The organism is Pantoea sp. ICBG 985, assembly GCF_002928365.1.
In the GTDB taxonomy this organism is placed as follows: domain Bacteria; phylum Pseudomonadota; class Gammaproteobacteria; order Enterobacterales; family Enterobacteriaceae; genus Pantoea; species Pantoea dispersa.
In genome coordinates this window covers 651016-667460 of record NZ_POWM01000001.1, presented here as the reverse complement: position 1 = coordinate 667460, position 16445 = coordinate 651016, and the positions used below count along the sequence as shown (strand labels likewise).

At 55.8% G+C, this 16445-nt stretch carries 17 protein-coding genes; 13 read left to right on the top strand and 4 right to left on the bottom strand.

Going from position 1 to position 16445, the window contains the following annotated elements:
• Positions 1–234: 234 nt before the first annotated feature.
• From mdtH to C1Y42_RS03205, 10 genes are all read left to right on the top strand, one after another.
• Positions 235–1437 (top strand): multidrug efflux MFS transporter MdtH, encoded by a 1203-nt coding sequence (gene mdtH / locus C1Y42_RS03250; RefSeq protein ID WP_104092805.1) that lies wholly within the window; start codon positions 235–237, stop codon positions 1435–1437.
• 89 nt (positions 1438–1526) lie between these two features.
• Complete coding sequence (gene grxB, locus C1Y42_RS03245) at positions 1527–2174, top strand: glutaredoxin 2 (RefSeq protein ID WP_104092804.1); 648 nt, start codon at positions 1527–1529, stop codon at positions 2172–2174.
• A gap of 115 nt (positions 2175–2289) precedes the next feature.
• A complete protein-coding gene (locus C1Y42_RS03240) occupies positions 2290–2853 on the top strand; it encodes a lipoprotein (protein ID WP_021506433.1) in 564 nt (187 codons plus the stop codon).
• A 210-nt stretch (positions 2854–3063) separates the two neighbouring features.
• Positions 3064–4110 (top strand): dihydroorotase, encoded by a 1047-nt coding sequence (pyrC, locus tag C1Y42_RS03235; protein ID WP_021506434.1) that lies wholly within the window; start codon positions 3064–3066, stop codon positions 4108–4110.
• A 68-nt stretch (positions 4111–4178) separates the two neighbouring features.
• The gene (dinI, locus tag C1Y42_RS03230) at positions 4179–4424 is read left to right on the top strand and encodes a DNA damage-inducible protein I (protein ID WP_021506435.1); all 246 of its coding nucleotides are present in this window, start codon (positions 4179–4181) and stop codon (positions 4422–4424) included.
• Positions 4425–4568: 144 nt separating this feature from the next.
• Positions 4569–4838: a hypothetical protein gene (locus tag C1Y42_RS03225; protein WP_010617279.1), complete on the top strand. Its 270-nt coding sequence runs from the start codon at positions 4569–4571 to the stop codon at positions 4836–4838.
• 287 nt (positions 4839–5125) lie between these two features.
• Positions 5126–5380 carry a biofilm formation regulator BssS gene (gene bssS, locus C1Y42_RS03220; RefSeq protein ID WP_021506436.1) on the top strand — a complete coding sequence of 85 codons (255 nt, stop codon included), beginning with the start codon at positions 5126–5128 and terminating at the stop codon, positions 5378–5380.
• A 106-nt stretch (positions 5381–5486) separates the two neighbouring features.
• A complete protein-coding gene (solA, locus tag C1Y42_RS03215) occupies positions 5487–6602 on the top strand; it encodes an N-methyl-L-tryptophan oxidase (protein ID WP_058769615.1) in 1116 nt (371 codons plus the stop codon).
• A 284-nt stretch (positions 6603–6886) separates the two neighbouring features.
• Positions 6887–7459, top strand: coding sequence for a cytochrome b (locus tag C1Y42_RS03210; RefSeq protein WP_104092803.1), 573 nt, complete (start codon positions 6887–6889; stop codon positions 7457–7459).
• 1 nt (position 7460) lies between these two features.
• The gene (locus tag C1Y42_RS03205; RefSeq protein WP_021506439.1) at positions 7461–8036 is read left to right on the top strand and encodes a YceI family protein; all 576 of its coding nucleotides are present in this window, start codon (positions 7461–7463) and stop codon (positions 8034–8036) included.
• Positions 8037–8080: 44 nt separating this feature from the next.
• Here the strand turns inward: C1Y42_RS03205 and C1Y42_RS03200 are convergent, their stop codons facing one another.
• Complete coding sequence (locus C1Y42_RS03200) at positions 8081–9136, bottom strand: rhodanese-related sulfurtransferase (RefSeq protein ID WP_021506440.1); 1056 nt, start codon at positions 9134–9136, stop codon at positions 8081–8083.
• A 267-nt stretch (positions 9137–9403) separates the two neighbouring features.
• Here C1Y42_RS03200 and C1Y42_RS03195 point away from each other — a divergent pair, with 267 nt between their 5' ends.
• The 3 genes from C1Y42_RS03195 (at position 9404) to C1Y42_RS03185 (ending at position 11671) form a co-directional block, all read left to right on the top strand.
• A complete protein-coding gene (locus tag C1Y42_RS03195) occupies positions 9404–10327 on the top strand; it encodes a Kdo(2)-lipid IV(A) acyltransferase (RefSeq protein WP_021506441.1) in 924 nt (307 codons plus the stop codon).
• Between the two features lie 557 nt (positions 10328–10884).
• Entirely contained in the window at positions 10885–11151 is a 267-nt protein-coding gene (locus tag C1Y42_RS03190) for a hypothetical protein (protein ID WP_021506442.1), read from the top strand.
• 121 nt (positions 11152–11272) lie between these two features.
• Positions 11273–11671: a MysB family protein gene (locus tag C1Y42_RS03185; protein WP_021506443.1), complete on the top strand. Its 399-nt coding sequence runs from the start codon at positions 11273–11275 to the stop codon at positions 11669–11671.
• 1 nt (position 11672) lies between these two features.
• Here the strand turns inward: C1Y42_RS03185 and C1Y42_RS03180 are convergent, their stop codons facing one another.
• The 3 genes from C1Y42_RS03180 to C1Y42_RS03170 form a co-directional block, all read right to left on the bottom strand.
• Positions 11673–11912, bottom strand: coding sequence for a YceK/YidQ family lipoprotein (locus C1Y42_RS03180; RefSeq protein WP_021506444.1), 240 nt, complete (start codon positions 11910–11912; stop codon positions 11673–11675).
• Between the two features lie 227 nt (positions 11913–12139).
• Positions 12140–14692, bottom strand: a complete 2553-nt coding sequence (gene mdoH / locus C1Y42_RS03175) for a glucans biosynthesis glucosyltransferase MdoH (protein ID WP_104092802.1) — start codon at positions 14690–14692, stop codon at positions 12140–12142.
• Positions 14685–16220 carry a glucan biosynthesis protein G gene (locus C1Y42_RS03170; RefSeq protein ID WP_182688977.1) on the bottom strand — a complete coding sequence of 512 codons (1536 nt, stop codon included), beginning with the start codon at positions 16218–16220 and terminating at the stop codon, positions 14685–14687. The genes mdoH and C1Y42_RS03170 overlap by 8 nt, the downstream gene beginning before the upstream one ends.
• Positions 16221–16445 lie beyond the last annotated feature (225 nt).

Genomic DNA, 16445 nt, shown 5'->3' with positions numbered 1-16445 from the left:
GAAATCCATAACGAAAGAAAGATGTACGCCAGCGGCGTTACTTCTCACTATAACTGTCACCCCGGCTGCGGTAAAACCCCGCGCATCGCTCATGGCAATTGATTCCGATTAAGGATTAATTTCTCTTCAGGCTGGATAAAAAAATATCATCCTGAAAACGCTATTTTTCCCGCCGGAGCAGGCAGAAAATAGACCAGCTGGTCACTTTTCCTTCTCACTTGCTCAGGATTCAGCATGTCACGGGTTGCGCGGGCACGACGCCTTGGAAAAACGTTTCTGTTAGTCGATAACATGCTGGTGGTAATGGGATTCTTTGTGGTGTTTCCCCTGATCTCCATTCACTTTGTGGAACAGCTTGGCTGGGCCGCGCTGCTGGTGGGCATTGCGCTCGGCCTGCGTCAGCTGGTGCAGCAGGGGCTGGGTATCTTCGGTGGGGCCATTGCAGACCGTTTTGGCGCGCGGCCGCTGATCGTTACCGGCATGCTGATGCGTGCCGCCGGTTTCGCCTGTATGGCGCTGGCGCATCAGCCGTGGTTGCTGTGGCTGGCCTGCCTGCTGTCCGGACTGGGCGGCACGCTGTTCGATCCGCCACGCAGCGCGCTGGTGGTGAAACTGGTGCGGGCACGCGAGCGCGGACGCTTCTTTTCGCTGCTGATGATGCAGGACAGCGCCGGCGCGGTGCTGGGCGCGCTGATTGGCAGCTGGCTGCTGGCTTGGGATTTCCGTCTGGTGTGCTGGGTCGGTGCGGCGGTGTTTGTCGTCGCCGCCATCTTTAACGCCGTGTGGCTGCCAGCATGGCGCATCTCTACGGAGCGTATCGCCATGCGCGAGGGAATGCAGCGCGTGTGGCGCGACCGCCGTTTCCGCCTGTATGTCTTTACCCTGACCGGCTATTACATTCTCGCCGTGCAGGTGATGCTGATGCTGCCGGTCATGGTCAATCAGGTGGCGGGCGCACCGGCGGCGGTGAAGTGGATGTACGCGATTGAAGCGCTGCTGTCGCTCAGCCTGCTCTATCCGCTGGCACGCTGGAGTGAAAAGCGCTTCCGCCTGGAAACACGCCTGATGGCCGGACTGTTTCTGATGACCTTCAGCCTGCTGCCGGTTGGCATGACCGATTCGCTGCCGTCGCTGTTTTTGCTGATCGCCGTCTTCTATCTCGGATCGATCATCGCTGAACCGGCACGTGAAACCCTGAGTGCCTCCCTGGCCAGCGCCCGGGCACGCGGCAGCTACATGGGGTTCAGCCGGCTCGGTCTGGCGATTGGCGGGCTGATTGGTTACTCCGGTGGCGGCTGGATGTTCGATATGGGCCAGCAGCTGGCCCTGCCGGAGCTGCCGTGGATGCTGCTCAGCACCGTCGGCATGATCACGCTACTGGCGCTGTGGTGGCAGTTCCAGCCGCGCCAGGTGGCACCGGCGATCTTCAGCAGCTAGTTTGCCGGTTCAGGCGTTCTCTTCCATACTTCCCGCACGTCCGGAAAAAGGGTGACCTCTGTCACCCTGAGAACCACAGGAGAAACGGGATGAAACTTTACATCTACGATCACTGCCCTTTCTGCGTCAAAGCACGCATGATATTTGGCCTGAAAAACCTGCCGGTTGAGCTGATTGTGATGCTCAATGATGATGAAGCAACGCCGAAAAAGCTGATTAGCCAGAAAATGGCGCCGATACTGCAAAAAGCCGATGGCAGTGCGATGCCGGAGAGCATGGATATCGTGCGCTTTGTCGATAATCAGGATCGCCAGCCGCTGCTGACCGGCAAGCAAAATCCCGCCATCGCCGACTGGCTGCGACGGGTCAATGGCTACATCAACAAGCTGCTGCTGCCGCGCATCGCCGAGGCCGCGTTTGCTGAATTCGCCACCCCCGAAGCACGTGATTACTTCCGCGAAAAGAAACAGGCCAGCCTCGGTGACTTTGCCGAACTGCGTAAGCATGCCCCGGGTTTCATCAAAAATATCAGCGATGATCTGCGCCAGCTGGATAAATTGATCGTTAAACCCAATGCGGTAAACGGCGAGTTGTCTGAGGATGACATTCATCTGTTTCCGCTGCTGCGCTCGCTGACGCTGGTTTCCGGTATCGAATGGCCGAGCCGCGTTGCCGACTACCGCGATAATATGGCGAAACAGACGCAGGTGAATCTGCTGTCGTCGATTGCGGCCTGATGGCGCTGTGATGAGAAGCGCGCGGCTGCGTTTCTCATCTCTCTCCTGGTGACACCTGGCCCTGAATCAGGCAGGCTAAAGGCTGTTTGGCCGTATCAACCAGGAAGAAGAAATGATGAAGAAGGCGTTTCCCGGGCTGTTTGCCCTGTTTTTTGCCGTGCTGCTCAGCGGCTGTAACCAATTGACGCAATACACCATCAGCGAGCAGGAAGTGAATCAGGCGCTGCAAAAGCGCAACAACTACGAGAAAGACATCGGCGTGTCCGGGCTGGTGAATGCCCATATTGTACTGACCGATCTGAGCAGCCAGATTGGCCGTGAAGAACCCGGTAAAGTGACGCTGTCTGGTAAAGCCAACATCAACGTCAGCTCGCTGTTTGGTCCGCAGCAGGCCGAAATGCAGCTGAAGATGAAAGCGCAACCGGTGTACAACGCGCAGCAGGGCGCCATCTATCTGCAGGACCTCGAAATCGTCGACGCGCAGGTGCAACCTGAGAAGATGGCGTCGATCATGAAAACCCTTACGCCGTATCTGAACGAATCCCTCAAGCGCTATTTCAATGAAAAACCCGCCTACGTGCTGAGTGCCGACCGTAGCAAAGGCGAGGCGCTGGCGAAGAAACTGGCTAAAGGGCTGGAAGTCAAGCCTGGCCAGCTGGTGATTCCGTTTACCGATTAACGTTGCAAAGGGCCGTTCTCAGCGGCGGCCCTGGATAGCGTGGCAGGATGCCGGCATTATTCCGCCCGCGCCTGCCGCGCAACCTGCCGCGCCTGTGGTTATTTCTCTCCCGCACTGCAAAATCCCGTGCAAACGGTTGCCCGCCCCCTTATGATTAGTCCCCGGCCTAAACGAGCCATTTCGTTTTCACCTCAGCCGGAGCCTTTTTGAATGACAGCCCAACCCCAGCAAATCACGATTCGCCGCCCTGACGACTGGCACATCCACCTGCGCGATGGCGCGATGCTCAATGCAGTGCTGCCCTATACCAGCGCGGTGAATGGTCGTGCGATTGTCATGCCAAATCTGGTTCCGCCGGTCACCAGCGTTGCGGCTGCCGAAGCGTATCGCGCACGCATCATGGCGGCGCTGCCTGCTGAGCATCACTTCACGCCGCTGATGACCTGTTACCTCACCGATTCGCTCGATGCGGACGAAATCGAACGCGGCTTCCGCAGCGGTATTTTTACGGCGGCAAAACTCTATCCGGCACACGCCACCACCAACTCCAGCCATGGCGTCACCAACATTGCCTCAATTGCCAGCGTGCTGGAGCGCATGCAGGAAATCGGTATGCCGATGCTGGTGCACGGCGAAGTCACCGATGCGCACATTGATATCTTTGATCGTGAAGCGCGTTTCATCGAAACCGTGCTGCAGCCGCTGCGCCAGCAGTTCCCGGGCCTGAAAGTGGTGATGGAACACATCACCACGAAGGAAGCTGCGGAGTATGTTGCCGCCGGCAATGAACTGCTTGGCGCGACCATTACGCCACAGCATCTGATGTTCAACCGCAACCACATGCTGGTGGGCGGCGTGCGCCCGCATCTCTACTGTCTGCCCATTCTGAAGCGCAACATTCATCAGGAAGCGCTGCGTAACCTGGTGGCAAGCGGCAACCGTCGTGTCTTCCTGGGCACCGACACGGCACCGCACCTGCGCCATCTGAAAGAAGCCAGCTGCGGCTGTGCCGGCGTATTTAATGCGCCGACGTCGCTGCCCGCTTATCTGACCGTGTTTGAAGAGCTTGGCGCACTGGAGCATTTTGAAGCCTTCTGCTCTGAGAACGGCCCCAGGTTCTACGGCCTGCCGCTCAACGACGGTACCCTGACGCTGGTGCGTGAGCCGTGGACGGTGCAGGAGAGCATCACGGTCGCTGACGATACGCTGGTTCCGTTCCTCGCCGGTGAAACCCTTAACTGGCGCATCAAAGAATAATCATCTGCCGCTTGCCTTCGGGAATTTTATACTGTACAAATAACCAGTATATTATCCCGGAGGCGTTTATGCGTGTTGAAATTACCGTAGCAAAGACTCAGCCCCTTCCCGCCGGTGCACTGGATGCACTGAGCGCTGAACTCACTCGCCGTATCTCCCGCGATTTTCCCGACGACAATCATCACGTCAAAGTGCGCTATGCCGGTGGTAACCAGCTCAGCGTGTTTGGCGGCTGTAAAGAATCACGCGACCGCATCAGCGATATTTTGCAGGAAACCTGGGAAAGCGCTGACGACTGGTTTATTACCGATTAACCGCCACTGTGCCGTTTTTGCCGGGCCCGCCGCCCGGCTTTTTTGTTTTTATTTCCCGCTCGCCAGAAAAACCCGCGCCAGCTAGACTCTGATTAAACGATGTCCTATTCTTGCCTCGTCGTGCTTACAGGAGGTGTGTTGCACATGACTACTGAAAAACCAGAAGAGGCGATGACGTTTGGGGAATTACTGGCCTTCATTGCTGAACAGCAACGCCGTTTGACCGTGCTGGAAAATGCCTTTGCTACGCTGACCTTCTGTCTGGACGATCGCGCCAGTCAGCTGCTGGCTCACAATCTGACGCTCGAAGCGCAAAACCAGAATCATGACGCTCAGTTACAGCAGCATTTTGCCCGGCTGGCCGACGAGATCCACCGGCGCAAAGGGCAGTTGCCTGCCGAGTCGCAGGGATAATTTCAGATTTTTACCCTGGCGTTCAGCCCGTTAAAGTTTTAATGCTGAGATGCCGATAATCGGTATGACGACACGTTGCGCTGCGACAATAAATACCCAGCTGCGTAAGGCGTTTATTTATTCGTTGAAAACCGGCTTTTGGCTGCTTTTATTTTGCTGTGTTTTTAGTCACCACACTTTTTAACTACTGTACTGTTAATTCCATGTTATAATTATCTCGCTAGTGCAAGATACAGACGCATTGAACCTCGAAAGCACTTCGTTTAACGAGTAATAAGGAGGTTATAATGGACAGAAGTAAAGACGTCATCCAGACCCATCCGCTGGTGGGATGGGATATCAGCACCGTTGACAGCTATGACGCCATGATGATCCGCCTGCACTCGCTATCATCGCAGGACCAGAAAGAAGAAGAAGCTGACGTGGGCCCAACATACTGGCTGACAACTGACGTAGCCAGACAGTTTATCTCTATCCTCGAAGCTGGCATTGCAAAGATCGAGTCCACTGAGCAATACCTACGCGATAATCGCAAGCACTAATCATCACCATCGCGTGAAAAGGCACCCTACAGGGTGCCTTTTTCATGGGCGCACTCTTTTGATATGCTATTGAAAAAAATCGCCGTTTTGCAGGAGTGATGTCGTCATGGTTTATGATCTGATTGTGGTGGGGAGTGGTTCCGTCGGAGCTGCCGCGGGTTTCTACGCAACCCAGGCGGGCCTGTCGGTGCTGATGATCGACAGCGCGCACCCGCCCCACAGCCAGGGGACGCATCACGGCGAAACCCGCCTGATTCGTCATGCTTACGGCGAAGGTGAACGCTACGTGCCGCTGGTGCTGCGCGCCCAGACGTTATGGGATGAGCTGGAGCGCCAGAGCGGCGAACGCATTATGCACCGCAGCGGCATTCTTAATCTGGCGCCGGCCAGCTCGGATTTCATTCACAACGTAATCGACAGTGCTAACCGCTGGCAGTTAGCGGTGCAGGTGTTACAGGCCGATGAGGTGCGTAAACGCTGGCCGCAGCTTAGCGTACCGGACGGCTACGTCGGCGTGTTTGAGCCCAACTCTGGCTTCCTGAAATGCGAACAGGCGGTGCGCAGCTGGGTGCAGCTGGCGGAACAGGCTGGCTGCGCGCAGCTGTTTAACTGCCCGGTCAGCGCGATTGGCCGCGAGGGCGATCTGCAGCAGGTCACCACCAGCGATGGCGTATTCCGCGCGCGCAAGCTACTGATCAGCGCCGGCACCTGGGTCAGTCAGCTGGTGGACAATCTGCCCGTTACGCCGGTGCGCAAGGTGTTTGCCTGGTATCAGGCCGATGGGCGCTACAGCGAAAATAACCAGTTCCCCGGCTTTACGGTAGAGATGCCGGATGGCAGCCATTTCTACGGTTTCCCGGCAGACAATAATGCCCTGAAAGTGGGACGCCACGATGGCGGTCAGCCGATGCAGACGCCAGCGGACCGCAAACCGTTCGGCAGCATCGCCGCTGACGGTAACGAAGCCTTTAGCTTCCTGCGCCAGTTTCTGCCAGGCGTAGGCGTGTGCCTGCATGGTGAAGCCTGCAGCTATGACAACACGCCGGATGAAGATTTTATTATCGATACCCTGCCCGGCGAGCCTGACCGACTGATTATCACCGGCCTGAGCGGCCACGGGTTTAAATTCGCCAGCGTGCTGGGTGAACTGGCCAGCGAATTTGCGCAGAATAAACCGTTCTCCTTTGACCTCACGCCCTTCTCACTTACGCGTTTTGCCTGATTTTGTTGCTGCCGGTGCGGAGCGCACTGGCAGTTATTGACCTTTCCTGACACAGATTTACTTTCCTCCCGCGTTTATGGCGCATTTGGTGAAGCAATACCCATTGCCGCCAGGGCTAAAACTGCTTTTTGCTTATCTATTCAGAATTATTGAATTACACCGCCAGCCTTTCGCCATATATATCGAACCCCTAAATTCAAAGTTATAGAAAAGTAAGGACGATTGATTTTCTATTTCAGGTTGTAGATTCTCATTACCACTTATTTCCTGATAACGGCTTAACTATGTGGCGTAATTCTCCACGGCATTACGGTGCGTTAACCATTGCGTTGCACTGGCTGATGGCGCTGACGATTTACGGTATGTTCGCGCTGGGTTTATGGATGGTCGGACTTGGCTATTACGACGGCTGGTATCACAGCGCCCCTGAGATTCACAAAGGCATCGGCATCTTACTGTTTGGCGCTCTGCTGCTGCGCCTGTGCTGGCGTGTGATATCGCCGCCGCCGGCACCGCTCAACAGTTACTCGCCGCACGTACGCCGTGCCGCCCATGCTGCGCACTGGCTGCTGTATGGCCTGCTGCTGGTGTTGCTGATCAGCGGCTATCTGATCTCTACCGCAGACGGCAAGCCGGTCTCAGTGTTTGGCTGGTTTGAGGTACCGGCACTGTTTAGCGGCGCGGGTGAGCAGGCCGATGTCGCCGGTGAGGTCCATTTATGGCTGGCGTGGGCTCTGGTGCTGTTGTCTGCCCTGCACACCCTGGCCGCGCTGAAACACCATTTTGTCGATCGCGACATGACGCTGAAACGGATGCTCGGTTACCGCATCCCCTTAACCTCTGAAAAGGAAAAGTAATATGATCAGGAAAACCCTGCTGGCGCTCAGCGCCGCTGCCCTCTTTTCGACCAGCCTGAGTGCCAGCGCGGCTGAGTATAAGTTTGATAAAGAGGGTCAGCACGCGTTTGTTCAGTTCCGCATTCAGCATCTTGGCTACAGCTGGCTGTACGGCAGCTTTAAAGATTTTGATGGCAGCTTTACCTTTGATGAAGCCAATCCGGCCGCGGACAAGGTCAACGTGACCATCAATACCAACAGCCTCGATACTAACCATGCCGAGCGCGATAAGCATTTGCGCAGCGCGGATTTCCTCAATACCGGCAAATTCCCGCAGGCCAGCTTTAGCTCGACTGAGGTTAAAAAACAGGGCAAGGATTATAAGATCACCGGCAACCTGACGCTCAACGGCGTAACGAAGCCGATCACGCTGGATGCGCAGCTGATTGGGGAAGGCAAGGATCCGTGGGGCGGTTATCGCGCCGGCTTTGCTGCCAGCGGCGAAATCGTGCTGAAAGAGTTCAACATCAGCAAAGATCTCGGTCCGGCCTCGCAAAAAGCCGAGCTGATCATTTCAGTCGAAGGTGTGCGTCAGTAATCAGCAGTACAGCCTGGCGGGCAATGCGCCAGGCTGTTAAGCCGTTACTTTTTGTCCGGCGCGGGGATCGCCATGGTCATGTTGAGTAAACCGCGCGATTTATTGAACACTTTGTTGCCATTTTCGCGGCCAGCGCGGCGCGCGCGCTGCTCTTCCGGCGCCAGTTTCGACTCTTCCATGCACAGCGGGCTGCAGCAGTTCTGATACTTTTCCGCACAGCTCGGGCACTGAATAAACAGCAGATGGCAGCCGTCATTAACGCAGTTGGTGTGGCTGTCGCACGGCGCACCACACTGGTGGCAGCTGGAGAGAATATCGTCAGAGATACGCTCGCCCATGCGCTCGTCAAACACGAAGTTTTTGCCTTTGAAGCGCACCGGTAAACCCTGCTCGCGCGCGCGGCGGGTATATTCGATGATGCCCCCTTCAATGTGGTAAACATCATCAAAACCGTTGTGCTTCATCCACGCACTGGCTTTTTCACAGCGGATGCCGCCGGTACAGTACATGACGATTTTTTTGTCTTTCTGCGCCTGCAGCATATCCACCGCCATCGGCAGCTGATCGCGGAACGTATCGGCTGGCACTTCCAGCGCGTTGTCGAAGTGGCCCACTTCGTATTCGTAGTGGTTACGCATATCCACAAACACCGCATCCGGATCGTCGAGCATGGCGTTGACTTCGGCCGCTTTGAGATAGTTACCGACGTTACTGGCGTCGAAGCTACCGTCTTCAATACCGTCAGCCACGATGCGATCGCGCACTTTCAGGCGCAGCACCCAGAACGATTTGCCGTCGTCATCCAGCGCGATGTTCATGCGCAGATTGTCGAGCGCCGGGTCAAAGGCATAGAGCATCGCCTTCATCGCTTCATAGCGACTGGCCGGCACGCTGATTTGTGCATTAATCCCTTCCTGCGCCACGTAGACGCGGCCGAACACCTTCAGCTGGGTTAAGGCAACATAGAGACGGTCGCGGAATGCCTGTGGATCGGCAATCTGGAAGTATTTATAAAAAGAGACTGTGGTACGCGGCTCGGTTTCGGCCAGCATACGTTCTTTCAGCTCTTTATTGGAAACGAGGTTGTGTAACACTGGCATGGTGAACACCTGTTAGCAATCAGAGAAATTTAGCGCGCATATGATACCTGAATTGAGCGTGATGCAAAGCCTCTGGTGCAATTCTCCTGCCATCAGCCACAATCGACGGGGTTCTGCGTTGTGCTCGCTAATATCTGCGCAGAAATGCTGTTCGTCGTGCGCTGACGCACGGATGGTTGATTTCAGTCAGAGAGAAAAAATGGCATAATCCCGGCCAATTACAGAAACCGGACTCTCTGGTACACGACGCAGGACATTGATATTTCCATGACGCAACTTCCGCAATTTACCCGCGAACTCCTTCATCCACGCTACTGGCTGACCTGGCTGGGCATCGGTTTCCTCTATGTACTGGTGCTGTTGCCCTACCCGCTGCTGTACGTGACTGGCTGCGGGCTGGGACGCCTTGCCATGCGTTTTATGAAGCGTCGTGTTCAGGTCGCGCAACGCAATCTGGCGCTGTGCTTCCCCGATATGCCGACCAGCGAACGTGAAGCCATGGTGAAGCACAATTTCGAATCGGTGGGAATGGGGCTGATTGAGACCGGCATGGCATGGTTCTGGCCGGACTGGCGTATTCGTAAATGGGTCAGCACCAGCGGCCTGGAGCACGTTACCGAGGCGCTGGCACAAAAGCGCGGCATCCTGCTGATTGGCATGCACTTCCTGACGCTGGAGCTGGGTGCGCGCGTGTTTGGCATGTACAACCCGGGCATTGGCGTGTATCGCCCTAACGACAACAAGTTACTGGACTGGCTGCAAACCTGGGGACGCATGCGTTCCAATAAAAGCATGCTGGATCGCAAAGATCTGAAAGGCATGATCCGCGCCATGAAGAACAACGACATCATCTGGTATGCGCCCGATCACGACTACGGCCCGCGCAGCAGTGTATTTGCCCCGTTCTTTGCCGTTCAGGAAGCCGCGACCACCACCGGCACGCATATGCTGATTCGTCTGGCTAATCCGAGCGTGGTGCCGTTTCTGGCACGCCGCCTGCCGCACGGCCGCGGCTACGAACTGAAAATGATGCCGGATATCCGCCACAAATTCTCACTGGAGAGTGAACTGGATACCGCTATCGTGATGAATAAAGTGGTGGAAGAGACGGTGCTGCTGGCGCCTGAGCAGTATATGTGGCTGCATCGCCGCTTTAAAACCCGGCCTGAAGGGCAGCCTTCACGCTATTAATCGGTTGCGGGGTATTATCAATGCCCCGCGTTATTTACCGCACATTTGCCTTAATTCACGTGATTGTCTGCGCAGTGGCGCGCTAAAAAAGGCCCAGACTGAGCTGCTGTGCCTTCCACACGGCGACACTCAAGTCAACGACACCCTTTACGCTGACTGCTGCTATCTTACGAATTAATCACGGTTTTTAGCTGCTACGCCGACGCGTTCTCCCTCGCCCGCCGCTGCTTTTCAGTGCCTGAGTTTGTACGGCAATATGCGTAAATATGACGGGTGCGGATCTGATTTTGATGACTTCCAGGCCTTTTCCTATTTAATTTTACTCAGGCTTGCCGTCTTGTTTACTTATCTAATAAATTTTACTGATTAAACAAGTATTTGTCTGAAAGTTAACTGCCATATTCTTTTTTGATTAAAAATTCACCTTTAATATATCTTTATGGAATTGGTTAGCCCGATCGAATCCAGTTAGTTTCGACCCTGACAGTTAGCTCGTTAACTGCGCGTTTAAAAATATAAAAAGATTACACACAGCAAATATATTCAGGACACATAATATGAATAAAGGTATCTACTACTACGTGACGATCAGTACCGATCAGGAGGGTTACCATCTGCTGCATCGGAAAGAGTGTAAACGTCTGCCGGTTAAGGAGGATATGGTGTTCATCGGTACGCTCTATAATTTAAATCAGGCTTTGGCCACCGCACGAATTAATTTTAAAAAGGTGAAGCCCTGTATTAAATGCTGCATCCGTTATTCTGCACCCGTGTTACGCGAGTCGGTACGACCGGTTCTGCACTTTCCGCAAAAAATGATGTAACCGGCGCGGGTGGATGACTTTTTACGCATCCACCCCGTCATTGTTCTCTCCCGCCCTGACAGCCGCCAATTTTCGTCTATTCTTCTGTGAAATCCCTTTTTGCACTGACAAGGAGTTGCAGATGAGCCTGTATAGTACTTTAGAAGAAGCCATTGAAGCCGCACGCGAAGAGTTCCTCGCCAGCCAGCCTGAACTGGAGCAGGATGACGCCAGCGTCAGCCAGTTTGCGCTGCAGAAGTACGTGATGCAGGATGGCGACATTATGTGGCAGGCGGAGTTTTTCGCTGATGAAGACGGCCAGGGCGAATGCCTGCCCATTTGCAGCGGTGAAGCGGCGCAGGCGGTGTTCGACGGTAATTTCGATGAAATTGAGCTGCGCCAGGAGTGGCAGTCGGAAAATACCCTGCACGAATGGGACGAAGGCGAATTTCAGCTGGAGCCGCCGCGCGACCTGGAAGAAGGCGAGGCAGCGGCCGAAGAGTGGGAAGACGACGACAGTCCGTCAGACAACTGGGCGTAAGTTACTCGTACGGGCCGTGCTGTGCGTCAACCGGCAGTAGCAGCGTGTCCATCACCAGCGAAAGCGGCAGATCGAGAATGGTCAGCACGCGCCACGGCCCGTCACGCACATCCCACTGCACGCCCGGATAATACTGGTTACCGTGCCCCTGTCCGGGTACGGTCCGGCTGATAATGCTGCCACAGCCCGTGAGCAGTAAAATGGCGGCGCACAGCGCAATTAACTTCAGGCAATATTTCACTGCATTTACTCACCCTGAACTGACACCCCTGATTCTGATGTGCGTCAGTGACTGTTTAAATGTGCTCAGGAACGCTGGCACATGTCATCGCGCCATTTTAGCTGCGGGTGCAGCTAAACCGCTATGTCTTTATGCGTAAAGATTGTGTGAGGCGCGTTAAGCACTTCGCTGAAGCGCAGGCATAAAAAAAGCGGCATCGCTGCCGCTTTTTCATCACCGTTAGCCTGTCAGGCGCGCTGAGGCAGCGCCTGCGGGTTAAGCGTGAGTTTCTGATAACTTTCTACCCACTGATGATATTTATCCGCACTTTCCCACAAACGCGTGTGCACGCGCGCCAGCACCACCGGATCGCTGATCAGCTGCAGACGCTGTTCGCGATTCAGTTTTTCCGGCGCATCGCTCAATGCCTGATCGACGCGGCGATCGCGCGCGTGATCCAGCAGTGCACTCTGCTTATGGCGCGATGTCGCCATCGCCGTCGCCAGCGCGTTGAACGCCGGATTGAACAGCGCATGCATGAAGCCATGCTTCAGCGCACGTTCACGGTTCAGCTGCAGATAGTGATCGGTGTCGACCAGCTCTTTCGGTGGCTCATACTCTTCCGGGATCAGGAACAGCCTGGCACGCTTACTCTTCAGCCCGACCGTGGCGCGACTCGACATCACCGAGACAAACGGCGACAGAATCAGCGAGAAGACGATTGGCGCCAACCACCACAGGAAGTTGAGATCGAGCACGCCCATCCCGACGGCCCAGACAATCCCCAGCAGCATCTGTGAACCATGGCGACGGAACGCTTCGCTCCACGGCGTGGCGTCATCGTCACGCTGCGGCGAGTTCCACACCACTTCCCAGCCGAGGAAGGCGCTGACCACAAACACGGTGTGGAATAGCATGCGCACCGGTGCCAGCAGCACCGAGAACAGCATCTCAAGCAGCAGCGAGAGGAACAGGCGGAATGCGCCACCGTACGCTTTGGCCCCTTTAAACCAGATCAGCACCACGCTGAGCAGTTTTGGCAGGAACAGCAACACCAGCGTGGTGGAGAACAGCGCAATCGCCAAATCCGGACGCCACTGCGGCCACACCGGGAACAGCTGACGCGGCTGCAGGAAGTAGGTCGGTTCCATCAGCGTATGCACCACCTGCAGGGCGGTCGACAACGCAAGGAACATAAACCACAGCGGCGCCGACAGGTAGGACATCACGCCGGTCAGGAACACCGCGCGGTGCACCGGGTGCATGCCTTTTACCAGGAACAGGCGGAAGTTCATCAGGTTGCCGTGGCACCAGCGACGGTCACGCTTCAGCTCATCCAGCAGGTTCGGCGGTAGCTCTTCATAAGAACCCGGCAGATCGTAGGCGATCCACACGCCCCAGCCGGCACGACGCATCAGCGCCGCTTCCACGAAGTCATGTGACAGGATCGAACCGGCGAAGGAGCCTTCACCCGGCAGCGGCGCCAGCGCACAGTGTTCAATAAACGGCTGCACGCGAATGATGGCGTTGTGCCCCCAGTAGTGCGATTCGCCCAGCTGCCAGAAGTGCAGACCGGCGGTAAACAGCGGCCCGTAAACGCGGGTGGCGAACTGCTGACAGCGCGCATACAGCGTATCCATGCCTGACGCTTTTGGTGACGACTGGATAATACCGGCGTTCGGGTTCGCTTCCATCATGCGCACCAGACCGGTAAGACACTCACCGCTCATCACGCTGTCGGCGTCCAGCACCACCATGTAGCTGTAGTTGCTGCCCCAGCGACGGCAGAAGTCATCAATGTTGCCGCTTTTACGCTTCACGCGACGGCGACGACGGCGATAGAAGATCTTGCCTGCCCCACCGACATCCCGCACCAGCTCCATCCACGCTTTTTGCTCGGCGATGGCGATGTCGGCATCGTAGCTGTCGCTCAGGATGTAAACGTCGAAATGCTCCGCGTTACCGGTGCGTTTCACCGACTCCCAGGTGGCGCGCAGACCGGCGAACACGCGTTCCACGTCTTCGTTACAGATTGGCATGATCAGCGCGGTGCGATGTTCCGGATTGAGCGGCTCATCCCCGGTGGTCGAGTACGAGATGCTGTACTTATCGCGGCCGATCAGCAGCTGCAGGAAGCCCATCAGCGCGGTCCAGAAACCGGCCGATACCCAGCAGAACAGGATGGCAAACAGGAACAGGATGCCGGTCTGCAGAATATACGGCAGGATCAGCTCCACCGACTGCAGCCAGTTCTGGTTAAACAGCTCGACCGGATCGAGCAGCGTCCAGCCCTGATACGGCAGAATGGTTTTCATGTACCAGGTGGCGACCACGGTCTGCAGAATGGTCAGAATCAGCAGCACGTAGCGACGCATGGAACCTACGTGGCGCCATTTGTCTTCCGCTTTCTGCTCTTCCACCGTGGCATAGCGTGGGTTGCCTTTCTGCCCGCGCAGGGAATCCCAGGCGCGCGCGATCGGGTTAGTCCGCCAGGCTTCCGGGAACATCAGCGAACGCTTCACCGGCGGCATCGCCTTCAGTGTGGTGCGGTCGAGGTAATCTTTACTGAGCTGCTGGCCATCGGCGAGCGAATCCGGCCACGCCATGGATACGCGCGACGAGACCGATTTCAGCGGCGCATCGTCCGGCCGTTCGCTGGCGGCGATATCCTGCCCCAGCGCGCTGTGAATGGCATGAAACGCCTGCGCATTCTGCAGCGAGGCGCTGAGCGTGGCGCGTGCTGCCGCATCAAGCGGCAGCGCCTCCACGTAAGATTGAGGTAAATAAGTCGATTTATTCATTGGCAGGTAACTGATAGCTCCAGGTTTCCGTCAATGTCTTGTCGCCGCTCACCAGCGCCGCACGCATTTCGGTCGGCTGCTTGTTGTCTTTCACGCGCAGACGCAGCACCAGACGCCAGCCTTTGGTGACCGGGTTGTAGCGTACGCTCTGCTCGACCACGTCGGCGTTGTTACCGACGCTGACCTGCGGCGCCACCTGGGTGTTTTCCGGCAGCTTGCTCATCGCTTTACCGACAAAGTCCACGGTAAAGGCGATGGAACCATCCGGCTGACGCACCAGATTAGACTGCTTCACATCGCCCGCAGAACGCAGCGTGTCTTTCACCCAGGCCACATCGTCCTGATGCAGCTGGTTTTCATCGCGCGTAAAGTGCAGACGATATTTGAAGTTCATCTCTTTGCCTGGCTCTGGCAGGCTCTCCGGCGTCCAGAAGGCCACGATGTTATCGTTGGTTTCATCTGCCGTCGGGATCTCCACCAGCTCTACGCGGCCTTTGCCCCAGTCGCCCTGCGGCTCAACCCAGCCGCTTGGACGCAGATCATAGCGGTCGTCCAGGTCCTGGTAATGGCTGAAGTCACGGCCACGCTGCAGCAGACCGAAGCCTTTCGGGTTTTCGATGGTAAAGGTGCTGACCGCCAGGTGTTTCGGGTTATTGAGCGGACGCCAGATCCACTCGCCATTTCCGGCGTGAATCGACAGGCCGTTCGAATCATGCAGCTCCTGACGGAAGTTGCTGACCGGCGACGGCTGGTTAGCGCCAAACAGGAACATACTGGTGAGTGGGGCTACGCCGAGTTTGCCGACGTTGTCACGCAGATACACTTTAGACTGCACGTCCACGGTGGACTCTTTGCCCGGCTGGATCACAAAGCGATAGGCACCGGCGGCGCGCGGAGAATCCAGCAGCGCATAAATCACCAGCTGTTTATCCTGCGGCTTCGGCCGCTCGATCCAGAACTCTTTAAAGCGCGGGAACTCCTCACCGGAAGGCAGCGCGGTATCAATCGCCAGACCACGCGCCGACAGGCCATACACCTGGCCTTCGCCAATCACGCGGAAATAGCTGGCACCCAGGAAGCTGGTAATCTCATCGTCTTTACCCTTTTTATTTAAAGGATACAGCACTTTGAAACCGGCAAAACCGAGGTTTTTCACCGCATCGGCATCGTGTTTCACGTTGCCGAAATTGAAGTAGTCAGGGTTATATTTGATTTCACGTACCGAAGACGCGGTGACTTCATTGATTTTCACCGGCGTGTCGAAATACATGCCCTGATGATAGAACTCGAGCTTAAACGGCGTGCGCAGTTTGCCCCAGTATGCTTTGTCGTGGTTAAACTGGATCTGCTGATAGTCAGCAAACTTCATTTCACGAAACTGAGAGGGTAAATTGCTTTTTGGCGCTTCAAAACCTTTCCCTGCCAGCGCCTTAGCTTGCTTTGCCACATCATCAATGTTGAACGCCCAGCTATTGTTGGCGTACAACGCCAGCAGAACTGCTGCGCCTACCCAGCGCATCTTCACCAGCCCGCCATTATTCTTCACTTTAGTCAGCACATCCCCCCCTTTCGTGTGCTTAGATCAAACCCATTTATCTTAAAGGATTATTCGGTTTTCCGACAGCTTATGTAAAAGATTGTTCCCCTGATTCGTAAGCCGAAAGTGTACTTTTCGGATAATTAAACCCGGAAGATTAAGAAACAGATTCACCTGATAGTATACGCTGTTTACAGCCGGTAGAATTTCGTCCGG